The following is a 23,812-nucleotide window of genomic DNA, read 5'->3' on the forward strand; positions in this document are numbered from 1 at the left end:
CTTGACCTCGATCTGCTGCTCGGCGGACTGAAACCCGTTGTCCAGGGCCTGAATGCGCAGGATGTCAACGCGCTGACCTCCGCACTGTTGCAGGTCTTCCAGGGTCAAGGCGCGACGCTGGAGTCGCTGTTCGCCAAGACGACGTCGTTCTCGAACGCCCTGGCCGACAACGATCAAACCGTGCAGCAACTGATCGACAACCTGAACGTCGTGGTCTCCACGCTGTCGAAGGACGGCACCAAGTTCTCCGACGCAATCGATCGTCTCGAACGGCTTGTCAGCGGGTTGTCGGACGACCGCGACACCATTGGCGCCGCAATCGAATCCCTGGACCGGGGAACCGCCTCGCTGGCAGATCTGCTGACCAGCGCACGGCCGCCGCTGTCCGGCACCATAGATCGGTTGAGTCGGCTGGCACCGATACTCGATCAGGACAAGGACCGCCTCGACGCCGCAATCGCAAAGGCGCCGAAGAACTATCGCAAGCTGACCCGACTCGGCGTGTTCGGCGCCACCATCCCGTACTACGTCTGCGAGATAACGCTCCGCGGTACGGATCTCCAGGGCAAGACGGTGAAAGCCCCCTGGTTCAGGTCAGATGCCGGAAGGTGCACGGAACCCTAATGCGGAAGTATCACGGAGCTGGGCTCTTCAAAGCCGGATTCATCGGCGCTGTCCTGATCGTGCTGGTCATCCTGGTGGGGCTGTCGCCGGAGCGGTTGATCTCCATGGCGACAGCGGTTCGATACCAGGCGCTGTTTTCCGAAGCCGGCGGCCTTGCGGCAGGCAACCCCGTGACGGTGTCGGGTATGAAAGTCGGCTCCGTGTCGAATGTGGCGCTGCGCAACGGCGATGCGCTGGTGACGTTCACGATCAAGGCAAACATTCCGCTTGGGTCGGAGACCACCGCGCATATCCGCACCGGCACACTGCTGGGCGAGCGGATGCTGACGTTGGAGTCCGCCGGGAGCAGCACGATGCATCCGATGGCCCTTATCCCCGTCTCGCGCACCTCCTCGCCCTACTCGTTGACCGAAGCGGTCAGTGACTTCACGGCGAGCGCCGCCGACACCAGCACCGCGACGCTCAATCAGTCGTTGGACACGCTGTCGGCGACGCTCAACCAGATCGCACCCCAATTGGGGCCGACGTTCGACCAACTCACTCGGTTGTCACGAACCCTCAACGGCCGCAACAAGACCCTGGGCGAGCTGTTCAAGAGTGCCAGCGACGTCACCGGGGTCCTATCCGAACGCAGCCAGCAGGTCAACAAACTCATCCTCAACTCCGACGATCTGCTCCGGGTCCTGGTGGCGCGCCGGCAAGAGATCGTGGACCTGTTGGCCAACACGTCGGCGGTGGCCAAACAGCTGACGGGATTGGTGCACGACAACGAAAGCAAATTGGCGCCGACACTCAAAAAGCTGAATTCGGTGACCGCGATGCTGGAGAAGAACCGCGACAACATCTCCAAAGCACTGCCGGGTCTCGCCAAATTCCAGATCACCGTCGGCGAGGCTATCTCCAGCATGTACGCCTACTCAGCGTTCGTCCCAAACCTCGCTATCCCGCAACTCTTCCAGCCGTTCCTCGACTACCTCTGGGGATTCCGCAACTTCGACACCGCTCGCGGCCCGGGCTACCCTTCGCCGGTACCGCGAACGCTGATCCCCTGGCCGTACAACGGTATTCCGGTGTGCCCGAATTGTACGTTGGGCGGAAGAGTCGGAGGCTCGCAATGAGCCCGCGAAGCCCGCGCAGTCGACTCATAATCGCGGTCGTACTTATAGTCCTTGTCCTCGTCGGCGCGGGCGTGGTCATCCACCATACGTTCTTCCGGCCGAAGAGCATTACCGCCTACTTCAGGACCACCACCGCGATCTATCCGGGTGACGAGGTGCGGGTGTCCGGCGTAAAAGTCGGTAGCGTCAAGTCAATTCAACCTCAGGGCACCGTGGCCAAGATGACTCTCAACGTCGATCGGGACGTGCCTGTTCCGGCGAACGCCAAAGCCGTCATCGTCGCCTCCAACCTGGTAGCTGCCCGCTATGTTCAACTCACTCCCGCCTACCGGAGCAGCGGGCCGACCATGGCGGACGGCGCGGTGATACCGGTCGAACGCACCGCCGTACCCGTGGAGTGGGACGAGGTCAAAACCCAATTGATGCGGCTGGCAACGGATTTGGGACCTCAGAGTGGTGTATCCGGCACGTCGGTGGGGCGGTTCATCGACAGCGCCGCCAATGCGCTCGACGGCAAGGGCGACAAGCTGCGGCAAACACTCGCTCAATTGTCGGGCGTGGGCCGCATCCTCGCCAACGGCAGCGGCAACATCGTCGACATCATCAAAAATCTGCAGACCTTCGTCACCGCGCTCCGTGACAGCAACACCCAGATCGTCCAGTTCAACGACCGCCTGGCCACGCTCACCAGCGTGGTCAACGACAGCAAATCCGACCTGGACGCGGCGTTGACCGATTTGTCGACGGCGGTCGGTGAGGTGCAGCGGTTCATCGCCGGTACCCGCGACCAGACCAGTGAGCAGATTGCCCGGTTGGCCGATGTCACGCAGATCCTGGTCGACAAGCACATGGCTCTGGAGAACATCTTGCACGGGGCGCCGAATGCGCTCGGCAACTTCTTCAACGACTACAACGCCGACACCGGAACAATCGTGGGAGGCTTCGGGATAATGGACTTCGCGAACCCCACGTTTGGGGGCCTGTTTGTTCCGTTGCCCGTTCCGGGCTGCTCGCAAACCGCCGCCCTCGAGACGGTCACCTCGACCGAAGCGGCCAAGCTGTGCGCCCTGTTCCTCGGGCCTGGGTTGCGGCTGCTCAACTTCAACAATCTGCCGTTTCCGATCAATATATTCCTGCAGAAGTCGGTAGACCCGTCCAAGATCCTGTACACCGAACCCCGCCTCGCCCCTGGAGGCGAGGGCCCGAAACCCGGACCACCCGAGATCCCGCCGGCAGTGTCGGCCTACACCGGCCTGCCGGGTGACCCCGTAGGGCCCCCGGGAGCGGTGCCGCCGGCGCGGATACCGGGCGCGGCGATGCCGCTGCCGCCCCCACCGTCGACGCCGATGGAAGCGCCGCCGCCACCACCGCCGGGGCCGTCGAGCGTGCCGAGCATGCTGCTGCCGGCCGAAGGGCCGCAACCATGACCGCGCGGGGGTCGGCGGGACGGCGGATAATCGCCATTGCCTCCTGCGCCACGTTGACGCTGACTGGATGCGCCTTCCATGGCTTGAACTCATTACCCTTGCCCGGCGCGGAAGGACGCGGGCCGGGAGCCAACATCTACCACGTCGAAATCCCGAATGTCGGTACGATGGAACCCAATTCGCCGGTAATGATCAACGACGTCGTGGTCGGCAGTGTCAGCACGATGAGCGTGAAGGGGTGGCACGCCGACGTCGAGATCTCAGTCAAGCGCGACGTCGTCGTCCCGGCCAACGTGGAGGCCACCGTCGGTCAGACCAGTCTGCTGGGCTCGATGCATCTGGAGCTCAACACCCCGCTCGGCCAAGCGGGGAGCGGACGGCTGCAACCGGGTGCCACCATCCCGCTGAGCCGGTCATCGGCTTACCCGTCGACGGAGCAGACGCTGTCGTCGCTGGGGGCGGTCGTCAATGGCGGGGGACTTGGACAGATCGGTGAGATAATCCACAACTTCAGCGCGGCCCTGTCCGGGCGCGAGGGCGCCATACGCGACCTGCTCACTCGCCTCGACACGTTCGTGGGAACGCTCGACGAACAGCGGGACAACATCGTCGCCTCGATCCAGGCGCTGAACCGGCTTTCCGCCACATTCGCCGCACAACGCGACGTTGTCACCCAGGCGCTGCGCAAGATACCGCCCGCGCTCGATGTGCTGATCCGGGAGCGGCCGCGGTTGACGACCGCCCTTGACAGACTTCGGGTCTTCAGCAACACCGCGACCCGGCTGATCAACGACTCCCAGGCTGACCTGGTCAAGAATCTGAAGAACTTGGAGCCGACCATTGGCGCGCTTGCCGACGTCGGACCGGAACTCGACACGGCGCTCTCGTCCGCGTTCGTGTTCCCCTTCACGCAGAACTTCGTCGACCGAGCCGTCCGGGGCGACTACTTCAACCTGCATGTCGATTTGGACCTGACCATTCCACGGCTCAAGCGGGGACTGATGTTGGGCACCCACTGGGGCCAGCTGGACCAGCCGTTGGTACCGGCGCCCGGGGACCCGTATTACCTGAATTACACTCTTGATCCGTTGCATTCCGCAGTGCGGCCGCCATGGCTGCCGCCCCTGCCCGGCCCTCCGCCGTCAGGCGCCCCGGCGCCCGGGCCATCGCCGGCTGCCCCGCTACCCGGGCCGCCGCCACCTTCGGCACCTGCGCCTGCGGCTGGCCTTGGTCAATCCCCGCCGCCCGCAACGACACCGACAGAAGGCGGCGGATAGATGCTCACCCGCTTCGTCCGGATCCAGCTGGCGATCTTCGCGGTCGTCGGGATCATCGGCGTGATCGCGATGGTCCTGTTCTACATCCAAGCGCCGACACTGCTCGGCATCGGCCGGATGACGGTCACGCTGGAGCTACCGGCCACCGGCGGCCTGTACCGCTTCTCCAACGTGACCTATCGCGGAGTGCAAATCGGTAAGGTCACCTCGGTTGGTTTGACGCCGAGCGGCGCGAAAGCCACGCTGTCGCTTAGCACTTCACCCAAGGTCCCAGCGAACCTCAAAGCGGAGGTGCTCAGCGTGTCCGCGGTGGGCGAACAGTACGTGGACTTGCGGCCCAGAACCGATTCGCCGCCCTACTTGCACGACGGATCGGTGATCGCCATGCGCGACACGACGATTCCGCAGGCGGTCGGGCCGATGCTCGATCAGGTCAGTGCCTTGGTCAACAGCATCCCGAAGACCAAACTCGGCCAATTGCTCGACGAGTCTTTCCAGGCCTTCAACGGATCCGGTTACGACCTGGGGTCACTGATCGACTCCACGGAGACAATATCCCGTGACTCCAAGAGCGTCGTCGACCGTACTCGGACCCTCACCGAAGACACTGGGCCGCTACTGGATTCGCAAGCACGCACCACGAATTCGATCAGAACGTGGGCACGTAGCCTCGCCGGCATCTCGGAAGTGCTCGCCAACGACGATCCCCGCATTCGCACCTTGCTGCGCAACGGTCCTGAGGCGGCGAACGAAGCGTCCCGGCTTCTCGAACAAATCAAGCCGACGCTGCCGGTCCTGCTTGCCAACCTGACTACCATCGGGCAGATCGGCGTCACCTACCACCCCTCGCTGGAGCAGCTGCTGGTGTTGCTGCCCTCGGCGGTAGCTATCGAGCAAGCTGCCGGCCCCATGCACAATACGGACGGTATGGCCCAGGGCGACTTTGCACTCACGATCGACGATCCGCCCATTTGCACCGTCGGCTTTCTGCCACCCAGCCAATGGCGATCCCCGGACGACACCAGCGACATCGACACACCGGACGGGTTGTATTGCAAACTCCCGCAGGACTCACCGCTTTCGGTTCGCGGAGCCCGCAACTATCCGTGTATGGGTCACCCGGGCAAGCGCGCTCCCACCGTCGAAATCTGCAACAGCGACCAGCCGTACATGCCGCTGTCGATGCGTCAGCATGTTCTCGGCCCCTCCCCACTGGATCCCAACTTGCTCGCCCAGGGCATCCCGCCCGATGACCGAGTTACCGTCAACGAAAGGATCTTTGGGCCAATCGAGGGAACCCCACTGCCGCCGGGCGCGGTGCCGCGTGGTACACCGCCGGGGCCGCGGGGCGCATATGGACCGCCCGGGCCGGGATACGCTGCACCGCCGCTGCCCTCCTCGGGACCCCCGCTGGCGCCCATGTCGCCAATGTTTGACGATCTCCCGCCCATACCGATAGCGCCACTTGACGTGCCGGCACCGGGGGAACTTCCCGCACCACCTACGCCGGCGGCAGCGCCTCCTGCTCCCGATCCCGCACCACCCAACCCGGCCAACGGTGGCGGGCCGAAGGCTGCCCCTAGCTCGTTCGGTGGTAGTGGGGGGGCCAGCCGACCGGGCCCGTCGGTTGCGTTCGCCCGGTACGACTCGCATACCGGTCGTTATGTCGGTCCGGATGGAAAGTTGTACCAGCAGTCGGATCTCGTGACTCCGACAGCGCCCAAGACCTGGCGGGACATGCTTCCCAAGTGAGTCGGCTCTAGAAGGCCGCAATCCGCCTGCGGGCCATTTGAACTGGGCCTCCGGTCAGGACAGCTTGTCCAGGCGTAACGGCATGTCCACATCAAGCGGCTTGTTGAGCCCGCAAGCACCGCTTGGGCCTATGGTCTTGTCCTTTCCGGCGAAAGTTGGTGACCCAAGGGTGAATTCGCCATACGAGTTCACCGGATAGAAGTACAAGGTCTGCTGCCCGTTGTATGCGGTACCGTCCTCGCACCGCTCCCAGTTCGGCACATCGCGTTTCACATACCACATGGTGCCGTCAATCATGTACATTGGCGCGGTCCATCCTTGGTCGCTCGTCACCGTGCCGTGGCATTCCTGAAATGTGACGCATGACGAGCTGATCGTCAATGTTTGGATGACCGTCGCCTCGCCGTTGTACTGATCATTGGTCTTGGCCCAATCACCGATGGACGTTGCGCGGTACGTCCCGTTGATGGCCACGTCTTCCTTGGTTGTTGCCTGTGCCGCGGGCGCGGCGGCCAAGCCGCCGATTACCATGGCAGACAACAGCGTTGCGGTGGTGAGTGGTCCAACTGAACGCATCAGATACTCCTCGACTCGCATAATCCGACAGCGCTTATCGCCCTTTTGGGTGTCGGTTGCAGCGTTCTCGAGCGATCACGTTACACCGCATCAGCCGACCCAGATAGCTGTTCAACCAAAGATTTGGCGCTCATGCGACCGGGTCGAACTTCGCGATCAGCCACGAACCGTTGACCTTTTTCAGCGTGACCAGCACGCTACTGTCGGCCTTGGCGCGATCCGGTTTCTGCTTGCTTGCCGTGGTCTGGTCGACGAACACCAGCACGACAGCGGAATCGGGATGCAGCTCCGAAACGGCGGCCCGAATCACCTTGGTGGTGGTCGTAAGTTGGCCTTGCTGCGCAGCCGGTGCGACGAGCGCTTCGCTGAATTTGCCGTAGTAGGCCAGAAAGTCGCCCGTGAGATGTGACCTCGCCTTGGCGAAATCACGGTCCAGAGAGGTGTAGGAATAGGACAGCAAATCTACGGCGCCGTCTGACGCGGCCTGGATCGCGCGGTGTGCCGCCGCATCGTCGATCTGGCGATCCGGAAGGTACATGGTGACAAACAAGCCGGCAGCGACTGCCACAGCCGCAAGGACGAAGGCCGTCGCGACTATCGAACGCCACCTCGCCAGCAACCGGCGGCCCCAGCGGCGTATGGAGGCCAGCGCGCTGGCGCTCTTACGAGCGGGTGGTCCCGCGTCCTGGCCGGCGGTCGGCGTCTCCGTGCCGTCACTGGCTGTTTCGGTGCAGTCCGGCGACGCGTCATGCTTGACATTCATTGCAGGAAGTCAACTTTCGACAGCTTGAGTTGACCGTCGTCCCGGGTGAGCTGGACGCTGAGCCGCCATAAGGCCGCCGGCAGTTTTGCGTTATCCGGCCCCGTGGCATCGGATTTCGCCGTGACAAGCACGACTCCCGAATTATCGCTCACCGACTCGACGGCGACGGCTTGCACGGCAACCGTGCTGCTGACCTTTGAGTCCTCCGCCTGCTTGGCCATCAGGCCCGCCATCACCGACATTTGACTCTTGAGATCGCCCGTAGAGACGTCGAGGATGCGCTGGAAGTCCTCCTTGGCATGGTTGGCGTCAATCGACATCAGCGTTGTGACGCGTTGTCGCGCTGCGTCAGAGTACTCGGCGACGAGTTGCCGGTGGTGCGTGATCGTGCGGTGCTGCCACACCATGTAGCCGCTCGCGCCGAGTGACGCGGAGGCGAGCAGGATGCCGCCACCAACAGCTACCGCTTTCCGCCCCGGACGGCGCAGCCACCGCGGCCGCCGGGGACGGCGCAAGCGCCGCAGGCGCGTCCGGATTCGCTTTGCGGGCCGCGGCTCGTCGTCTTGGGAGAGGTCGTCATCCGCGTCCGGAATATCGACTGCCTCGCGCAGCCGTAGAAGGCGTGCCCGCGCCGCCTCAGCGCGCGCTTCAGCCTGGGCGACTTCGTCTTCTACGTCCAATTCCGAAATGGGCCTTTCGGCGCCGGAGTCGAGCTCTGGGCGCGACTGTGGGCCGTCGAGATCGGTTACGTCCCCCCGGTCATCACTATGGTCGGCCTCAGGTGCCTCCGGCGAACGCTTCCGCGATCGCATGGTGACCTCCTGGCCGGTCCGCATCGTGCACGGAGAAGCAGCTTATCACTTTCCGGCAAAGGCTTTCCGCTGTAATCCGGCACCCGCTTCTGTGGCTTTTAAGATGCGCGAATGCCTCGTGTGAGGCAACCGCGCGGGGTGCTCTTCCAATGCCGTCCGCGCCGACGGCTATGTGGCTCAGTTGATCTTCTCGGATTAAGAGAATTTTCTTTTCAGTTTCTTTTTGGGTGTGGCAAAGTAGTGGAGTGCGATTCATCGTGGCATCGGCTGCCGCGTTGCTCGGCGCTAGTGTGCTGGCGGCGCCGCCGGCCTTCGCCGGGCCGACCGTGTGCGACTACCCGGCCTGCACCCCCGGCATCATGCCGCATCAGGTGCTCGGTGCGCCATGTGACAACACCACTTATTACGTCTTCGGGACAGCGGACTACAACGTGTCCTTCGCCTCGCAGCCGGGACGGCTGATGTTCTGCGGCTCGCCCAGGAGATACGAGCCGCGATGGTTCCGGTCACCTCCGATGGCTGGTGTCAAGGACGAGGGCGCCGAGTGCACCCAGTTCCAGAATTACGTCGCGCAGGCGCCCGATGGCCTCTTCTTGATCTGCATGGCCAACAGTGGTCATACAAGCTGGGTCCGTGCCGACACCTAGCCCGGCCCACGAGGGTGAACCGCAGCCCGCTCACCAGTTACGCAACGAGCAAAGCACGCCCTTGGCGCCGTCTTTGGACACGACGACCTTTCCGTCGACGGTGAGATTGCAGTGGAACTGCGGCGTGCCGGGTTCAGTACCGGTGCTGGCCGTGACCACCGCCCACACTTCGGGTCTGGCCAGATCGAGTTCGTAACTCCATGCTTTGCCCGGGGCGAGGTCGGCATGGATATTCGGCACGAACTGGTACGGGTTGTGGCTGTAGTCGGAGAACTGCGCTGGTTCCTGGTCGAGGTAGTAGATATCGGCGTAAATCGGATGGTCTACCGAGACCGTGTATTTCACGTGGTGCATGACCGGGTTGTCGTCTGCGCGCGACATTGGCGGCGGGGTCAGGCTTGTCGCCGCCGACAGCACCACCGCCGCCGCGCCCAGCACCGTCTTCGTAGTAATCATGCGCCGATCTCCATTGCACGATATTGGAATTCTCTTTAGCGGAGAGTAGCACCGCCGTTGCGTTCTCAAGACCCGAACGTTGAGGCTCACAGTCTCACCCCGTGGGCAACCTTCCCGCGGCACCGTTCGCCGGAGACGCACCAGCGGGACTAGCCGGGGAGTTTGGCCGGATGACACCGCCTCATTGGTGGGACGTGTGATGCAGGCCGAGCAGGCGCCGGCTCAGGTCGGTAAGCCGGGCCAACAATGTCTCGTCGTCGATATCGGCGACCAGTGGGTGTATGACCGCGCTGCTGATCGCGCCCGAGAACATCGCCGCCTCGATCTGCCCGTCCAGACCCGCGTCGCTCAGCAGCACTCGATACAGGCGCTCCATGAAACGTTGAAAAGGTTTGTGTTCGGCCAGCAATCGGACCACGACGGGATCGAATTGCAGGGTCCGCACCAGTCGGCGGTCGCGTACCGCCATCTCGACTACCCGTACCAACAGCCCATCTCGGGCTTCCAGCCCGTCTTCATGCGCCTCGGCTTCCTCGAGCGCCGGACCCAGCCGGCCCAGTTCGCGCTCGGTGACCGCGAGGACGATCTGCTCCTTGGTTCGGAATTGGTGGTACACAGCGGCTTTCGTGATCCCTACCGCATCGGCGATCATCTGCAGCGAGGTACCGCTAACGCCGTGCTCGGCGAACAGATCCAGCGCGGCATCAAGGACACGTGTCCGGGCCGCGCTGTGCTGTACGACCCGCAGCTCGCCGTCCGCGATTGGCTGTCGTGCTGTTGCCACACGACGAGAGTAGACGATCGGTATTGACCATGGCTAGCCGATCGGCTAGTTTCGGCTCCACTGGCCCAAATGGAGCCGCGCAATTTCTCGCCGGAAGGAGTCTGGGATGTCTGGGATGTCCGACATCGGCGAGGACGACGCAGAAGGCCGACGATCGCGGAGACCTCCGGGAGCCGGGCTGCGACGTGTCGACGGTGAGATCATTCTGCTCTGGACATTGCCTGTAACGGTAATCCTTTGGATCGCTTGCTTTTTCCTCTTTCCCGGCTTTAACCCGCCGATGTCGCCCAGTATGCCGGCGAAGCAGGTTGCCGAGTTTTATCGCGATCCGGCCCACCTTCCGCAAATCCGGTACAGCATGATCGTTTTCAACTGGTTCGGCGTGTGCCTGGTCCCGGTTCTGACTCTGATCGTGATGCAGATCCGCCGAATGGCACATCGGACGCCGATCTTCTCCTACGCCATGCTGGGTTGCGTGGCCGGTGGTCCGACTTTGTTTCTCATCGCCAACGTCTGTTGGCTGCTGGCCGCTTTTCGGCCGGAACGGAGTCCGGAGCTGACTCAGCTGCTCAACGATTTCGGCTGGATCACCTTCACGATTCTGGTTCCCTTTCTGATAGGGCAAAGCGTGATCCTCGCACTGGCAATCTATTTCGACGATCAACCGCATCCGATATTCAAGCGTTGGGTGGCCCACTTCAACGTGCTCGTGGCGCTCGCGCTGGTGCCCGCGGCCTTCGTCGGCGTAGCCCTGACCGGCCCGCTGGCATGGGACGGGTTCCTGTCCTTTTGGGTGAAAAACGTTGCCATTGCAGTCTGGATCGTCGTGATGGGCGTTGTTCTGGGGCAAGCCGTCTATCGCGAGCGCGCCGAATATCGCCAGCGCGGAGAAGAACTGGTCAGCGCATGAGCGCGGTGCTCACACCGCAGGCATCCACGGCCACACCGCCCCCGGGCCCGCTGCATCGCCGAATCGCGTGGCACTTGCGGCACAACCCCAAGCGCGAACTCTGGTTGGCTTGGTGGACGCTCCTCGTCTTTTACAACATCTTCTTCCCGGTGTTCTTCATAGTGGCGCAGGTCCAACCCCCTCCGCAGCCCACCTGGAACCTCGCGACGCAGGTCCATTGGTTCCATGAACGCCAGCTCGGGATACCCATCGGCTTCGGCATCATCTTCGCCATCTGCGGCATGACCGCCATCAACAACGCCCTCATCGCGTACTCGATGCGACGCATGTCGGTCAGCCGCGCGTTCGGGTATTCGTATCTGCTTATCTACTCGCTCAGCGCGGTTCCCGGCCTGCTGCTGCTCTGTATCGCGCTGATCGTCGGAACGCTGCGACCAGAGCGAGATCCCGAGGCGATCGGTTGGCTCTACGACTTTGCGTTCTTGTCGTTCGACGGAACCATGGGAGTGTTCCTGATCGGCTCGCTGATCTGGATGCTCGCGATCCTGCTTGACAAGAATCGGGTGTTCCCCAAATGGTTCGGCTATCTCAACCTGTGCAACGCGCTTACCGAGGTGGTCGTCGCGCCCTGCTGGATCTTCCGGCGGGGCGTGCTGGCCTGGAATGGTCAGATCGCCTGGTGGCTGGACATGGTCGTGTTCGGCATCTACCAAGTCACTTTCATCGTCATGTTGTTTCAGATGATCCGGCGCGAAGACTTCGGTACTGGCCCGTTACCCGAGCTGCCGCGGAAGCAGAAGGCGAACCGATCAGACATGAAAGCGGCGGCCTGATGTCCGAAGTCGCCGAAGCGAGCAAACGGGCCAAATTCGTGCCGGGCCAGCCGGACATGTGGGCGTTCGTTTTGTTCGAGACGCTGGTCTTCACAGGGTATTTCGGCTTTTACCTGTTCTACCGGGCCCGAAGTCCTGAGCTTTTCCTGCACTCCCAGGCGCAGCTGGACATACGGATCGGGGTTTTCAACACGTTGGTGTTGCTGCTGAGTTCCTGGTCGGTGGCGCGGTGCGTCCAGTCGTCTCGTGCGGGCGCGTACCGGGCGGCGCTCAGGGACGTCTATATCACCGCCGCGTTCGCCGTAATCTTCCTGATCTTCAAGGTGTTTGAGTGGGCCCGGTTGGTCCGCATGGGAAACGGCTTAGACAGCAGCGACTTCTTCACCTACTACTTCTTCCTCACCGGAATCCACTTCGTACACTTGCTGATCGGCTTCGTCGTCCTGGGCGTTGTGGTCTACCAACTTCGCAGTCGGACGAGGCGATCACAGGAAATGGTCGAAACGTGCGCCACCTATTGGCACACCGTCGACTTCCTCTGGGTGCTCATCTTCGCGTTGCTGTACGTGGTGAGGTGATCGGTGATCAAGTTCAACAAGAGACTGCTGATCGTTTGGGTGGTGCTGGCATCGCTCACGCTGGCCTATCTCTGGATAGATCACTCCGTCGATCGGTCGAACACCGCCAGCGTGGTGGTCACGTCAAGCGTGATCGTGATCGCAGTCATCAAGGTACGCATCATCTTTCGAGAGTTCATGGAAGTCAGGCAGGCTCCAGCCTTGCTGTGCCGGTTGACCGACGCCTGGGTCGTCCTCATCGCGGCAAGCCTGCTCGGCTGCTACTTCATCGGCATGCACGTCGGTTAGTTCACTGAGTTGTTATCGGCAGGGAGATCGACGGTAGCGCGCAAGTCACTCGCACTTCTTCGCGCTGGCGCCGATCTCGATCGCTCGCAACAGTACGTTCAGCCCACGGTCGCTACTGAATCGGCGGTGGTGAATGTCAGGTGCAATTCACTTAGGCCCCGCAGGATGTACGTCGGCTCGTACGTGTAACGACGCTTGGCGGCCGGCCCGTGATGGGCTTCGTTGATTTCGATGTGTGGCATCCGGTCCAGGATCCGCTCGATCGAGACACGCCCCTCGACGCGGGCGAGCGGACCGCCGGGGCATGAATGCACGCCTCGGGCAAACGCCATGTGTTCGCGAACGTTCCTGCGGCGCAAGTCGAACTCGTGCGGGTTCTCGAATCGGCGGGGGTCGCGGTTAGCGGCGCCCGGCAAGATCATCACCACAGTGCCCGCGGGGATGTCGACACCGCCGATGGTGGTTGCCTTGCGCGCCAGCCGCGAGTCGCTCTTGACGGGGCTGTCCATCCGTAGCGACTCCTCGATGAACCCGGGAATCAGGCTGCGGTCCTCACGCAATTGTTGCTGGATGTCCGGCCGGTCGCCGAGTACCTGCAGGGCGGCGCTCAGCAGCTTGGCCGTGGTTTCCTGTCCGGCGGCGAAGAGGAACGTCGCCGAGCGGACGACCTCGATCACCGGTGGCGTCGATCCGTCCGGATACTTCGCTTCCGCCAGGAAGGTCAGCACGTCGCCGCGCGGTTCGCGGCGCCGGTCCTCGATGTAGGAGCAGAACTTGTCGTCGAGCCATTCCAGCGGATTGATGCCGATGAATTCGTGGTCCAGGGCGCCCACACGGCCGGCACCCAAGGCGACGCGAAAGTCCTTATGGTCGTTCTCCGGGACGCCGAGTAGGTCCGCGATCACCAACGTGGCGAACGGCTTCGAGTATTCGGCGATGAACTCGCACTCACCGTTGGCGAGGAACTCGTCGAGCTGACGGTCGGCGAGGCGCCACATGAACTCCTCGTTCTGCTTCAGCCGGCTCGGGGTCAGCAGTTTGCTCAACACAGATCGGGCACGAGTGTGGTCGGGCGGGTCCATGGTGACCATGTGCTCGAACATCGGAAAGTAACTACGGTGCTGATCGATCTGGGGGCTGATGTCGTCGCCCTCAGGTTCGAAGGGCAGCGGGGGAAACGGGCCGCCGAGCGCAACGATGTTCGAGAACGTGTCGGGGTCCTTATAGATCTCGGTGGCTTCTTCGTATCCGGTGACGGCGACGACGCCGTGGTGCGGTAGCCGCAGCACAGGATTTTTGCTGCGCAAATAGTCGAAGTAGGGGTGCGGATCGGGGACCAGGGACGGATCGGTGAAGAAGTCGATCGAGTCGTAGTCGCTCATCGAATTGCGTCCCCCTGGGCTCGGTTACCGGTGGTGTTCGGCGGCAAAGGGTGCGGCCGCCCAATCGCGAGATCGAAATGTGCTGAGCACCTGCTTAGCATGCCTGTAATGTCAGGGTCAAGATCACCAAGCCGGGGTGTCGGCACCAGCTGGCTACGATCTGGCATGGTCGATGCTGGAATGTGACGGCGCCGAAAGTATGGAGTCAAGGAATGACATCTTCTTCTTCCGGGGCCCGCAGGATCGGGGCGCCGGACGCGAAGAATCGCGGGTTGCTGCTCGACTCGGCCGAACAGCTGATGCTTGAAGAGGGCTATGCCGCGGTGACATCGCGACGTCTCGCGAACAAGGCCGGGCTGAAACCTCAGCTGGTGCACTACTACTTCCGCACGATGGAGGATTTGTTCCTCGAAGTCTTTCGACGCCGCGCCGAAGAAGGTCTTCGGGTGCAAGCGCAGGCACTGCAATCCCCGCAGCCATTGTGGGCGCTCTGGAGGTTCGGCACCGATCCGGCATTCACCCGGATTTCGATGGAATTCATGGCGCTGGCCAATCATCGCAAGGAGCTTCGAGCTGAAATCGCTTACTATGCAGAACGTTTCCGTGAGGTGCAACGGCAAGCGGTAACCACTGCGCTGCAGCGCTACGGGGTCGACGGCAACGATATGCCACCGGTGGTGTGGACGGTACTCATGACCAGCTTGTCGCGAATGCTGGTGCTCGAGCAATCGATCGGCATGTCGGGCGGACACGCCGAGACCATGGAGCTGGTTGAGAACTATCTGCGCCGCCTGGAAGGTGAGCCACAGCCGATTGCCGGTGTGCCGCAGGCCTGGGTCGTTCACCAGTTCACCAGCGAACAGGGCGCACCCTTGGCTGCGTCCTTGGACACGGCCCCCTCCACCCACGGGCAGTAATGCGATCGGCGAGCCGCCGGCCGACACTCGTACGCGCCTGTCATGTCGCTTCGCCTGCCGCCTAGCGCGGATTCGCGCTGCGGTTCATTACCCGCTCTGCGGCCCGCCAGTGCGCGTCGGCGACCCACAGCCGTGCGAAGGACGCTATGGCCTCGTCCGGTGAGACTCCGCTGATGACGCGCTTTATCTCGGTCGCCGGGTGGCGGGCCAGCAACCTGGCGACCGATCGCCAGCCCTCGTCGAACGATGAGCGGGGAAACACCACGTCGACCAGGCCGAAGCGCTCGGCCTCGGCCGCGGTGAGGGCCCGCCCGGTGCCGGCCAGAAAAAGCGCTTTGCCCTTGCCGACGAGCGCGGCCAATCGCTCGGCGCCGCCCCAGGCCGGCATGATTTCCAGCTCCACCTGATTGAAAGCAATCTTGATGTCGTCGGCCGCCAGCCGAATGTCGGCGGCGACAGCGACTTCGGCGCCGCCACCGAAGGCGTGGCCGTTCAAGGCGGCGATCACCGGTGCCGGGAAGCGCGCAAGCTGGTCGCAGATCGACCGCATCCGCTTGGCCATTGCCGCGGCGTCTTCTTCGGTGCGCAGGGCGCTCAATTCCTTGAGGTCGCCGCCCGATACGAAAGCCCGTTCGCCGGCGCCCTTGATGACCAGGGCCCGCGCGCCGGTTGCCGCGTCGAGCGCCTTTTCCAACTGATGCATGGTGTCCATCGCGATCGCGTTACGCGCGTGTGGGCGATCGATCGTGAGCACCATCAGGCCCGGCACGAGATCGTCGCCCTCGAGGTCCACCATGGGCCATTGCTCCTTGGACGAGAACGGGGTGATATTGGCATTCTCTCTGATGGAGAATAACATCATCGCCGCAGGTCCAGAACGTTCCGTTGCGAGGATGGAGGCGGCCCAATGTGGATCCGGATCGTGGTGGCGGCGCTGGCCGCCGCTCTCCTCGGGGCATGCAGCACAGGTCCGTCGGCCCCGATCGCCAACACGGCAGCGGTCACCGTCGACGGCAAAGAAAAGAAGTTCAACCAGGTCAAGTGCAGTCAGGTGGAGTGGTACCGGATGATCGAGATCGGCGGTGACTTCTCCGGAGCCAAGGTGCAGGTCGACGGACGCCGCGAGCCCGTCACCACCCAGTCCGTGCGCATCCAGAATGTGGGTGGATTCACGGGCGTGTACTCGCAAGGCGACGGAAGCGATGCCGCCAACACGAATCTCAGCGGCGGCAGATTCACAATCGCCGGCACGGCCCACGGGTTCAAGACAGACAAATCGAGTGAACCGGCTACCGCCACCTTCAAGATCGTCGTCACGTGTTGACCCGGTACCGGCCGAGGGCGACGTTGCGGTCCGGTGCTCTTGAGAATAGTATTCTCGTAAATTGCGAAGGAGGATTTCATGGGGCAGTTGTCGCATCGGGAGGACGTCCCGTTCCCGATCTTTGACGCGGATAACCATCTCTACGAGCCGCCGGAGGCGCTGACCAAGTACCTGCCCAAGCAGTACAAGGACTTCGTCCAGTACGTGCAGATCAACGGGCGGACGAAGATCGCGATCCGCGGCCAGATCAGCAACTACATCCCCAACCCGACCTTCGAGGTCGTCGCCCGGCCGGGTGCCTGGGAGGAGTACTTCAAGTACGGCAACCCGGACGGCAAGAGCAAGCGCGAGCTGTTCGGTGAGCCGATGCGCGCGATCCCGGCGTTCTTCGAGCCGGGCCCGCGCCTGGAGAAGATGAACGAGCTGGGCCTGGACCGCACACTGATGTTCCCGACGCTGGCAAGCCTGCTCGAGGAGAGGCTGCGCGACGACCCGGTCGCGGTCCACGTCCTGATCCACGCGCTGAACGAATGGCTCGACGAGGTCTGGGGCTTCAACTACCAGAACCGGATCTTCACCACCCCGGTCATCACCCTGCCGATTGTCGAGAAGGCGATCGAGGAACTGGAGTGGGCGGTGAAGCGCGGTGCCCGCGCGATCCTGGTGCGCCCGGCTCCCGTTCCCGGCTTCCGTGGCCCGCGGTCGTTCGCGGTGCCCGAGTTCGACCCCTTCTGGGAGCGGGTCGTCGAGCACGACGTGCTGGTCGGCATGCACTCGAGCGACAGCGGCTACTCTCGATACACCTCCGAGTGGGACGGCGCCGAACAGGAGATGCTGCCCTTCCAAACCAATGCGATGGGCATCCTCAACGAGTGGCGGCCCATCCAGGATGCGGTGGGTTCGTGGGTGATCCACGGGGCGCTCTACCGCCACCCGAAGCTGAAGGTCGCGATCGTCGAGGCCGGTTCGAAGTGGATGACCCCATTGCTGGACGGTCTGGCCGAGGTCTTCCGGAAGGCCCCGGAGGTTTTCCCGAGCGACCCGGTCGAGATGGTGAAGAACCGGATCCACGTCAGCCCGTTCTTCGAGGACGGCATCGACGATCTGGTCAACCTCGTCGGCGTGGACCAGGTGCTGTACGGCTCGGATTGGCCGCACCCGGAAGGGCTGGCGGAGCCGACGTTCTACGTCAACGCGCTGTCGCACCTGTCCGTTGACGACCAGGCAAAGATTATGGGCGGTAACCTCGGTCGGCTCGTCACGGTGTGACAGGCGGGCCAATCGGCAGCTGGCAGACCATCCCCGAGATGGTCCTGAGCGCGGCCGCCCGCTTCGGCGACGCCGAAGCCGTCGTCGACGGACCGCTGCGACTGAGCTTTGCCCAGCTCGTAGACCGGATCCGTTGTGCTGCAGGCGCTTTCGCGTCATTTGGGATCGACAAGGGCGACCGGGTCGCCATCTGGGCGCCCAACTCGGCTGAATGGATCATCGCGGCGTTCGGGCTGCTCACCGCGGGCGGCGTGCTCGTGCCCGTCAATACCCGGTTCAAGGCCGAAGAAGCGGGCGACATCATCCTCCGCACCCAAGCGAAGGCCGTCCTGGTGCAGAAGGGCTTTCTGGGCCAGGACTACACCGCGCCCGCGGGAATACCCGTCATCGATCTGAAATCCGATTTCCTCGCCGGCGGCTCCCCGTTCGAACGGGCAGTGAACGGCACCGACGTCTCCGACATCATCTTCACCTCGGGCACGACCGGCCGCCCGAAGGGCGCGATGTTGAATCATCGCCAAACGCTGCGAATGTACGAGGAGTGGGCGACGCTTGCGGACCTGCGCGAGGGTGACCGCTATTTGATGATCAACCCCTTCTTCCACACGTTCGGATTGAAGGCGGGACTCGTCGCGTCCTTCCTGCGCGGCGCCACCATGCTGCCAGTCCCGGTCTTCGACGTCGACAGAGTCGTGGAACTTGTTGAACGCGAACGCATCACGATGCTTCCCGGGCCGCCGACCCTGTATCACTCGTTGCTGACGGTGCGCGACAAGTCCAAACTGTCGACCTTGCGGGCCGGCGTGACCGGGGCCGCCGACATCCCGGTCGAACTGGTCCGCCGCATCCATGGCGAACTGCCGTTCCAGACGCTGATGACCGGTTACGGGCTCACCGAGGCCGGCAACGTGACCCTGTCCCGGCCAGGCGATTCCTTCGAGGACGTGGCCACCACCGCGGGCCTGCCCTGCGACGGTGTCGAAGTGCGCATTGGCGACGACGGGGAGATCCTGGTCCGCGGGTACAACGTCATGCAGGGCTATCTCGACGATCCGGTCGGCACCGCCGAGGCGATCGATGCCGATGGCTGGCTGCACACCGGCGACCTGGGCAACTTCGACGCGGCCGGGCGCCTGCGCGTTGTCGGGCGCAAGAAGGACATGTTCATCGTGGGCGGCTTCAACGCCTACCCCGCCGAGATCGAGGGCTTTCTGCTGGAGCACCCCGTGGTGGCGCAAGCAGCCGTGATCGGCATTCCCGACGACCGGCTCGGCCAGGTGGGTAAGGCTTTCGTCGTGGCGAAGTCTAAAGTGTCTGCAGAGGACTTGCTCGCGTGGTGCCGAGAACGGATGGCGGGATTCAAAGTGCCGAGATCCATCGAGTTTCGCGACGAACTGCCGCTGAACGCCACGGGGAAAGTGATGAAGGACCAACTCCGTTGAGCACCGGCATCATTCAGTCGATGGTGATCGCATCTGACTACCGCGTGCCGGACCCGAGCCGGGTGTGGCCGCTGCTCGAGAACAACAAAGCTGCTTTGGCCGACATCGGCGCTCATTACGTGATGGTCTACACCTCGACGCATGACTATGGCCGCGTGCTGGTGATGATCGGAGTGCACAGCCCTGAGCCGATAGTGGAGCTGCTGCGCTCCCGAGTGTTCTTCGACTGGTTCGATGCCGTCGGCGTCGACGACATTCCCGCGGTCTTCGCGGGTGCGATCGTCGACAAGATCGTTGCGGGGCCGCAGCCGACGCGTTCGGCACCGGCTGCGCCCGGCGTCGTGGTGGCCGCGATGGCGTCTGTCGACAACGTCGGGACGCTGATCGCCGGGGTGCATTCGGCGATGGACCGGTTCATCGCGGCCGGAATCCGAAAGACCTGGATTTTCCAGGCTTTTGACGACCACGACGAGGTATTGATCCTGCAGGAGTTTCCCGACGAGGACAGCGCGCGGGAGTGGATCGAGCACCCCGATGCCGCCGCCCAATGGATGACCGGCGCGGGAGTGGGTGCCTACCCGCCGCTGTTCGTCGGCCGGTTCTCCGACATGATGCGCATCCAACCGGAGTGAGCTCGATGTGGGTGTGCCTGTGTAACGGAATCACCAGCCAGATGGTGACCGACGCGGTTGCGGCGGGCGCCTCGACGACGAAGGACGTCGCCCAAGCCTGCGGGGCCGGCGCCGATTGCGGACGCTGCCGACGGACCGTACGGGCGATGATCGCCTCGACAAGCACCGACCGACCGGCGCACTCGGTGTAGAGGCCGCGCTACCGCGTTGGCGGCGACATGGGCCCGACGAGTTGGGCCAGCAGAGGAGGGATTTCAAGCCGCGGCAGGACCACCTCGACCAGCACCATGCAGTCCTGATGCTCCGCAGCCGCGGTCAGCGCGTCGTCGAGTTCGCCATAATTTTGCGCGCGAAATGCCAAGTGCCTGGCAACACCGAGGGCTTGGGGGATCTCCGTCCAATTCCAGCCGGCAATGTCGTTGTACGGCGCGGTCTTTCCGTGGATCGCTCGCTCGACCGTATAGCCGTCGTTGTTGACCACGACGATCACCGGATTCAGCCCTTCGCGGGAGAAAGTGCTCAGCTCTTGCACGGTCAGCTGCGCGGCGCCGTCACCGATCAGCAGCACCGCCCTGCGCTCCGGATGCGCCACCGCGGCCCCGACCGCGGCAGGCAGCGTGTAACCGATTGAGCCCCACAAGGGTTGACCGATGAAGGTGACGCCCTGCGGCAACCGGTGGTCAGCCATGCCGTAGAACGACGTACCCTGATCGGCCAGCACCACGTTTCCCGGTGTGAGCGCGTAGCAGAGCCGGTCCCACACCATCTGTTGCGTGAGCGGCTCGTCCCGCGCCGGCGTCGGCGCCGGCGGACTCGCGGGCGGTGCCACCACGGGCGGCGAGGTTATCTCTCGTCGGGTCAGGATCGTGGTCAGCGCCCGAAGTGCCGCACCCATTTCCAGCGGTGCGAACACTTCGTCGGCCACGCTGCTCTGGTACTGCCCGACATCGATCGTGCGGGCGGGGTCGATCCGCTGGCTGAAGAAGCCGCTGACCATGTCGGTGAACACCACCCCGGCCGTCACCAGCACGGGCGCCTCCTCGATCGCGGTGCGGACCCGTTCGGCACTGGCCGCCCCCGCGTAGATTCCCAAAAAGTTGGGTGAGCTCTCGTCGAGCAGACTCTTGCCCCACATCAGCGTGGCGTGCGGGACCACGTCGGCGGCCAGCAGCGCTTCGAGCTCGTCGACCGCCTGCAACCGATGCACCAGCAAGTCGGCGAGCACTGTCAATTGATGGTCGTCGATCATCGTTGCGGCGGCCTCGGTGAACAGCGCCAGCGCACGCGGGCTGGTGCCGCCCGCGGGGTGGGGTAGAGGGGCGCCGGGCGGTTCGGTGGGGAAGCGCGCGACGTCGGTGGACAGCAAGATGTATCCGGGCCGCTTCTGCTCGCGCACCTCGATGAGTACCCGGTCGATTTCCCGGCAAGCCGTTGCCGGCATGAGATTGGTTTGCGCGCAGGTGATTTCGCGACTGATCCGGAAGAAGTGCTCAAAGTCGCCGTCGCCGAGCGAGTGGTGCAGCGCCCGTCGGGTGCCCTGGGCGTCCTTGGACGGGCCGCCGACGATATGCACCACCGGCACGTGCTCGGCGTAACTTCCGGCGATCGCGTTGGCCAGCGACAGTTCGCCCACTCCGAATGTCGTTACGACAGCTGACATTCCGCGCAGGCGTCCATATCCGTCCGCGGCATATCCGGCGTTGAGTTCGTTGGTGCTGCCCACCCAGCGAATGGCCGGATGGGCGACGACGTGGTCGAGGAATTCCAGGTTGTAGTCGCCGGGGACACCGAAGATCTCCGTCACGCCGAGTTCGGCGAGGCGGTCCAGAAGATAGTCGCCGACGGTGTAGCCGGCATCGCTGGTGGGATCACTCACGACCACGACGGTACGCCGCCGAAACCGCGCCCCTTGGGACGCCATTTCGCTATGGTGCGGGCATGGCAATCAAAGAATCCCGCGACATCGTCATCGAAGCCAGTCCCGAGGAGATCCTGGACGTCATCGCCGACTTCGAAGCGATGCCCGAGTGGTCCGAGCCCCACCAGAGCGCCGAGATCCTCGAGACGGGAGCCGACGGCCGGCCCAGCAGAGTCAAGATGAAGGTCAGGACGGCGGGTATCACCGACGAGCAGGTGGTGGCCTACACCTGGAGCGGCGACGAGGTGACGTGGACCCTGGTCAGTTCCGGCCAGCAAAAGTCGCAGGACGGCAAATACACCTTGGTGCCGCAGGACGACGGGACCTTGGTCAAGATGGAAATCAGCGTCGACCCGAACGTGCCGCTGCCCGGCTTCGTGCTCAAGCGTGCCGTCAAGGGAACGATCGACTCCGCCACTAAGGAGTTGCGCAACCGGGTGCTGAAGGTCAAGAAGGGTAAGTAGCTCAGGTGACCAACGGTGGGCCCCTGGCCGGCGTGCGCGTCATCGAACTCGGCGGGATCGGGCCCGGGCCACACGCGGGAATGGTGCTCGCCGACTTGGGGGCCGATGTGGTGCGGGTGCGCCGGCCCGGCGGGCTGCAGATGCCGTCTGAAGATCGCGACCTGCTGCACCGCGGGAAGCGGATCGTCGACCTGGACGTCAAGACGCAGCCTCAGGAGCTACTGGGGCTGGCCGCCAAGGCCGACGTGCTGCTGGACTGCTTCCGGCCCGGCACCTGCGAGCGTCTCGGGATTGGGCCCGACGACTGCGCGGCGGTGAACCCGCGACTGATCTATGCCCGCATCACCGGTTGGGGACAGGACGGGCCGCTGGCCCCGACCGCAGGCCACGACATCAACTATTTGTCGCAGACCGGGGCGCTGTCGGCGCTGGGCTACCGCGACCGGCCGCCGATGCCACCGCTGAACCTGGTCGCCGACTTCGGCGGCGGCTCGATGCTGGTGCTGCTGGGCATCGTTTCCGCGCTGTACGAACGCGAACGATCGGGCAAGGGTCAGGTCGTCGACGCCGCGATGGTTGACGGGGTCAGTGTGCTCGCCCAGATGATGTGGACCATGAAGTCGACCGGGGCGCTGCGCGACGAGCGCGAGTCGTTTCTGCTCGACGGCGGCGCCCCGTTCTACCGCTGCTACGAGACCTCCGACGGCAAGTACATGGCCGTCGGCGCCATTGAGCCGCAATTTTTCGCGGCGTTGCTGGCCGGGCTCGGGCTTGCGGCCGACAAGGTGCCCAGCCAGCTCGACATCGGGTCCTACCCGCAAATGCACGACCTGTTCGCGCAGCGGTTCGCCAGCCGGACCCGTGACGAGTGGACACAGGTTTTCGCCGGAACCGACGCGTGCGTCACGCCGGTGTTGACGTGGAGCGAAGCCGCCGCCAACGACCACTTGAATGCGCGGTCCACGGTGATCACCGCCCACGGCGTAGCGCAGGCCGCGCCCGCGCCGCGGTTTTCCCGAACACCGGCCGGACCGGTCGGGCCGCCCCCGGCCGACACCACGCCCATCACTGAAATCCACTGGTAATCATTGCGTCAAACACTCCACCAGCGGGGACAGGGTTGCTAGGTTGGCATCAGTGGCTGTACAAGCATCGCGGGAAATTGTGATTGACGCGCCGCCGGACGTGATCATGCAGGCGTTGGGCGAGGTTGATGTCTTGTCGCAGTGGTCTCCGTTGCACAAGCGAGTCGAAGTGCTCGATCGCTATCCAGACGGTAGGCCGCACCACGTCAAGGCCACCGTCAAAATCATGGGGCTCGTCGACAACGAGGTCTTGGAATATCACTGGGGTCCGGACTGGGTGGTATACGACGTCAAGGAGACTTTCCAGCAGCGTGGTCAACACATCGAGTACCGGGTCCAGCCAGAAGGCTTGGACAAGAGCCGGGTGTGTTTCGATATCACCGTCGAACCGTCGGGTCCAATTCCGGGTTTCATTGTCAAGCGTGCGACCAAGGTGGTTCTCGACGCCGCGACCGAGGGGCTGCGCAATTGGGTTGCGAACAAGGGAGCTGTCCGGGGCAGCGAGGACTGATCGCGGTGTCGGTGCAGCAGTTG

27 protein-coding genes are annotated in these 23,812 nt (G+C 63.7%); 19 read left to right on the forward strand and 8 right to left on the reverse strand.

Features of this window, described 5'->3' with window-relative positions; genetic code table 11:
* The 5 genes from A5791_RS23300 to A5791_RS23320 all read left to right on the forward strand — a co-directional run.
* The coding region (locus A5791_RS23300; RefSeq protein ID WP_231995991.1) for an MCE family protein at window positions 1–624 on the forward strand (624 nt) is incomplete at its 5' end.
* Complete coding sequence (locus A5791_RS23305; protein WP_067241976.1) at window positions 624–1,742, forward strand: MCE family protein; 1,119 nt, start codon at window positions 624–626, stop codon at window positions 1,740–1,742. The genes A5791_RS23300 and A5791_RS23305, both read left to right, overlap by 1 nt.
* Window positions 1,739–3,169 carry an MCE family protein gene (locus tag A5791_RS23310; RefSeq protein WP_067241978.1) on the forward strand — a complete coding sequence of 477 codons (1,431 nt, stop codon included), beginning with the start codon at window positions 1,739–1,741 and terminating at the stop codon, window positions 3,167–3,169. Before A5791_RS23305 ends, A5791_RS23310 begins: the two co-directional genes overlap by 4 nt.
* Window positions 3,166–4,446 carry an MCE family protein gene (locus A5791_RS23315; protein ID WP_067241980.1) on the forward strand — a complete coding sequence of 427 codons (1,281 nt, stop codon included), beginning with the start codon at window positions 3,166–3,168 and terminating at the stop codon, window positions 4,444–4,446. Before A5791_RS23310 ends, A5791_RS23315 begins: the two co-directional genes overlap by 4 nt.
* Entirely contained in the window at window positions 4,447–6,198 is a 1,752-nt protein-coding gene (locus tag A5791_RS23320) for an MCE family protein (protein ID WP_067241982.1), read from the forward strand. It abuts the gene before it with no gap.
* A 54-nt stretch (window positions 6,199–6,252) separates the two neighbouring features.
* Here the strand turns inward: A5791_RS23320 and A5791_RS23325 are convergent, their stop codons facing one another.
* The 3 genes from A5791_RS23325 to A5791_RS23335 form a co-directional block, all read right to left on the reverse strand.
* A complete protein-coding gene (locus A5791_RS23325; protein WP_067242310.1) occupies window positions 6,253–6,774 on the reverse strand; it encodes a hypothetical protein in 522 nt (173 codons plus the stop codon).
* Window positions 6,775–6,904: 130 nt separating this feature from the next.
* Window positions 6,905–7,537, reverse strand: coding sequence for a hypothetical protein (locus tag A5791_RS23330; protein ID WP_067241985.1), 633 nt, complete (start codon window positions 7,535–7,537; stop codon window positions 6,905–6,907).
* A complete protein-coding gene (locus A5791_RS23335; RefSeq protein WP_067242314.1) occupies window positions 7,534–8,349 on the reverse strand; it encodes a hypothetical protein in 816 nt (271 codons plus the stop codon). Before A5791_RS23335 ends, A5791_RS23330 begins: the two co-directional genes overlap by 4 nt.
* Before the next feature lie 245 nt (window positions 8,350–8,594).
* On the opposite strand from A5791_RS23335, the gene A5791_RS23340 reads away from it, so the two are divergent.
* Window positions 8,595–8,996, forward strand: coding sequence for a hypothetical protein (locus tag A5791_RS23340; RefSeq protein ID WP_067241988.1), 402 nt, complete (start codon window positions 8,595–8,597; stop codon window positions 8,994–8,996).
* 30 nt (window positions 8,997–9,026) lie between these two features.
* Here A5791_RS23340 and A5791_RS26920 read toward each other — a convergent pair whose 3' ends face one another.
* Together A5791_RS26920 and A5791_RS23350 are read right to left on the reverse strand one after the other, a co-directional pair.
* Window positions 9,027–9,377 carry a hypothetical protein gene (locus tag A5791_RS26920; protein WP_067242317.1) on the reverse strand — a complete coding sequence of 117 codons (351 nt, stop codon included), beginning with the start codon at window positions 9,375–9,377 and terminating at the stop codon, window positions 9,027–9,029.
* 256 nt (window positions 9,378–9,633) lie between these two features.
* Window positions 9,634–10,236, reverse strand: a complete 603-nt coding sequence (locus A5791_RS23350) for a TetR/AcrR family transcriptional regulator (protein WP_067241990.1) — start codon at window positions 10,234–10,236, stop codon at window positions 9,634–9,636.
* A gap of 115 nt (window positions 10,237–10,351) precedes the next feature.
* On the opposite strand from A5791_RS23350, the gene A5791_RS23355 reads away from it, so the two are divergent.
* Genes A5791_RS23355 through A5791_RS23370 form a run of 4 tightly spaced genes read left to right on the forward strand, consistent with a single transcriptional unit; the run spans window position 10,352 to window position 12,845 of the window.
* The gene (locus A5791_RS23355) at window positions 10,352–11,146 is read left to right on the forward strand and encodes a hypothetical protein (RefSeq protein ID WP_067241992.1); all 795 of its coding nucleotides are present in this window, start codon (window positions 10,352–10,354) and stop codon (window positions 11,144–11,146) included.
* Window positions 11,143–11,979, forward strand: a complete 837-nt coding sequence (locus tag A5791_RS23360) for a hypothetical protein (RefSeq protein WP_067241994.1) — start codon at window positions 11,143–11,145, stop codon at window positions 11,977–11,979. The genes A5791_RS23355 and A5791_RS23360 overlap by 4 nt, the downstream gene beginning before the upstream one ends.
* A complete protein-coding gene (locus tag A5791_RS23365; protein WP_067241997.1) occupies window positions 11,979–12,557 on the forward strand; it encodes a cytochrome c oxidase subunit 3 family protein in 579 nt (192 codons plus the stop codon). The genes A5791_RS23360 and A5791_RS23365 overlap by 1 nt, the downstream gene beginning before the upstream one ends.
* A 6-nt stretch (window positions 12,558–12,563) precedes the next feature.
* Complete coding sequence (locus A5791_RS23370) at window positions 12,564–12,845, forward strand: cytochrome C oxidase subunit IV family protein (protein WP_067242320.1); 282 nt, start codon at window positions 12,564–12,566, stop codon at window positions 12,843–12,845.
* A 98-nt stretch (window positions 12,846–12,943) separates the two neighbouring features.
* Here the strand turns inward: A5791_RS23370 and A5791_RS23375 are convergent, their stop codons facing one another.
* Window positions 12,944–14,227, reverse strand: coding sequence for a cytochrome P450 (locus tag A5791_RS23375; protein WP_067241999.1), 1,284 nt, complete (start codon window positions 14,225–14,227; stop codon window positions 12,944–12,946).
* Window positions 14,228–14,439: 212 nt separating this feature from the next.
* Here A5791_RS23375 and A5791_RS23380 point away from each other — a divergent pair, with 212 nt between their 5' ends.
* On the forward strand, window positions 14,440–15,144 hold the full coding sequence (locus A5791_RS23380; RefSeq protein ID WP_067242003.1) for a TetR/AcrR family transcriptional regulator: 705 nt from the start codon (window positions 14,440–14,442) through the stop codon (window positions 15,142–15,144).
* Between the two features lie 61 nt (window positions 15,145–15,205).
* Here A5791_RS23380 and A5791_RS23385 read toward each other — a convergent pair whose 3' ends face one another.
* Window positions 15,206–15,940, reverse strand: coding sequence for an enoyl-CoA hydratase/isomerase family protein (locus A5791_RS23385; protein ID WP_067242323.1), 735 nt, complete (start codon window positions 15,938–15,940; stop codon window positions 15,206–15,208).
* Window positions 15,941–16,051: 111 nt separating this feature from the next.
* On the opposite strand from A5791_RS23385, the gene A5791_RS23390 reads away from it, so the two are divergent.
* The 5 genes from A5791_RS23390 to A5791_RS23410 all read left to right on the forward strand — a co-directional run bounded on the left by A5791_RS23390 (window position 16,052) and on the right by A5791_RS23410 (window position 20,002).
* Window positions 16,052–16,468 carry a lipoprotein LpqH gene (locus A5791_RS23390; protein WP_067242006.1) on the forward strand — a complete coding sequence of 139 codons (417 nt, stop codon included), beginning with the start codon at window positions 16,052–16,054 and terminating at the stop codon, window positions 16,466–16,468.
* A gap of 78 nt (window positions 16,469–16,546) precedes the next feature.
* On the forward strand, window positions 16,547–17,737 hold the full coding sequence (locus A5791_RS23395) for an amidohydrolase family protein (RefSeq protein ID WP_067242009.1): 1,191 nt from the start codon (window positions 16,547–16,549) through the stop codon (window positions 17,735–17,737).
* Window positions 17,738–17,775: 38 nt separating this feature from the next.
* On the forward strand, window positions 17,776–19,179 hold the full coding sequence (locus A5791_RS23400) for a FadD3 family acyl-CoA ligase (protein WP_067242327.1): 1,404 nt from the start codon (window positions 17,776–17,778) through the stop codon (window positions 19,177–19,179).
* Window positions 19,176–19,811, forward strand: coding sequence for a fatty-acid--CoA ligase (locus A5791_RS23405; RefSeq protein WP_067242012.1), 636 nt, complete (start codon window positions 19,176–19,178; stop codon window positions 19,809–19,811). The genes A5791_RS23400 and A5791_RS23405 overlap by 4 nt, the downstream gene beginning before the upstream one ends.
* Before the next feature lie 5 nt (window positions 19,812–19,816).
* Window positions 19,817–20,002, forward strand: a complete 186-nt coding sequence (locus tag A5791_RS23410) for a bacterioferritin-associated ferredoxin (RefSeq protein WP_067242330.1) — start codon at window positions 19,817–19,819, stop codon at window positions 20,000–20,002.
* 8 nt (window positions 20,003–20,010) lie between these two features.
* Here the strand turns inward: A5791_RS23410 and A5791_RS23415 are convergent, their stop codons facing one another.
* A complete protein-coding gene (locus A5791_RS23415; protein ID WP_082967097.1) occupies window positions 20,011–21,732 on the reverse strand; it encodes an alpha-keto acid decarboxylase family protein in 1,722 nt (573 codons plus the stop codon).
* Between the two features lie 17 nt (window positions 21,733–21,749).
* Here A5791_RS23415 and A5791_RS23420 point away from each other — a divergent pair, with 17 nt between their 5' ends.
* Genes A5791_RS23420 through A5791_RS23430 form a run of 3 tightly spaced genes read left to right on the forward strand, consistent with a single transcriptional unit; the run spans window position 21,750 to window position 23,789 of the window.
* The gene (locus A5791_RS23420) at window positions 21,750–22,193 is read left to right on the forward strand and encodes an SRPBCC family protein (protein ID WP_067242015.1); all 444 of its coding nucleotides are present in this window, start codon (window positions 21,750–21,752) and stop codon (window positions 22,191–22,193) included.
* 5 nt (window positions 22,194–22,198) lie between these two features.
* Window positions 22,199–23,278 carry a CaiB/BaiF CoA-transferase family protein gene (locus tag A5791_RS23425; protein WP_067242018.1) on the forward strand — a complete coding sequence of 360 codons (1,080 nt, stop codon included), beginning with the start codon at window positions 22,199–22,201 and terminating at the stop codon, window positions 23,276–23,278.
* A 52-nt stretch (window positions 23,279–23,330) separates the two neighbouring features.
* Window positions 23,331–23,789 carry an SRPBCC family protein gene (locus A5791_RS23430; protein ID WP_082967098.1) on the forward strand — a complete coding sequence of 153 codons (459 nt, stop codon included), beginning with the start codon at window positions 23,331–23,333 and terminating at the stop codon, window positions 23,787–23,789.
* The last annotated feature ends 23 nt before the right edge of the window (window positions 23,790–23,812 follow it).

The sequence above is a fragment of the Mycobacterium sp. 852002-51163_SCH5372311 genome, assembly GCF_001667115.1.
Lineage (GTDB): Bacteria > Actinomycetota > Actinomycetes > Mycobacteriales > Mycobacteriaceae > Mycobacterium.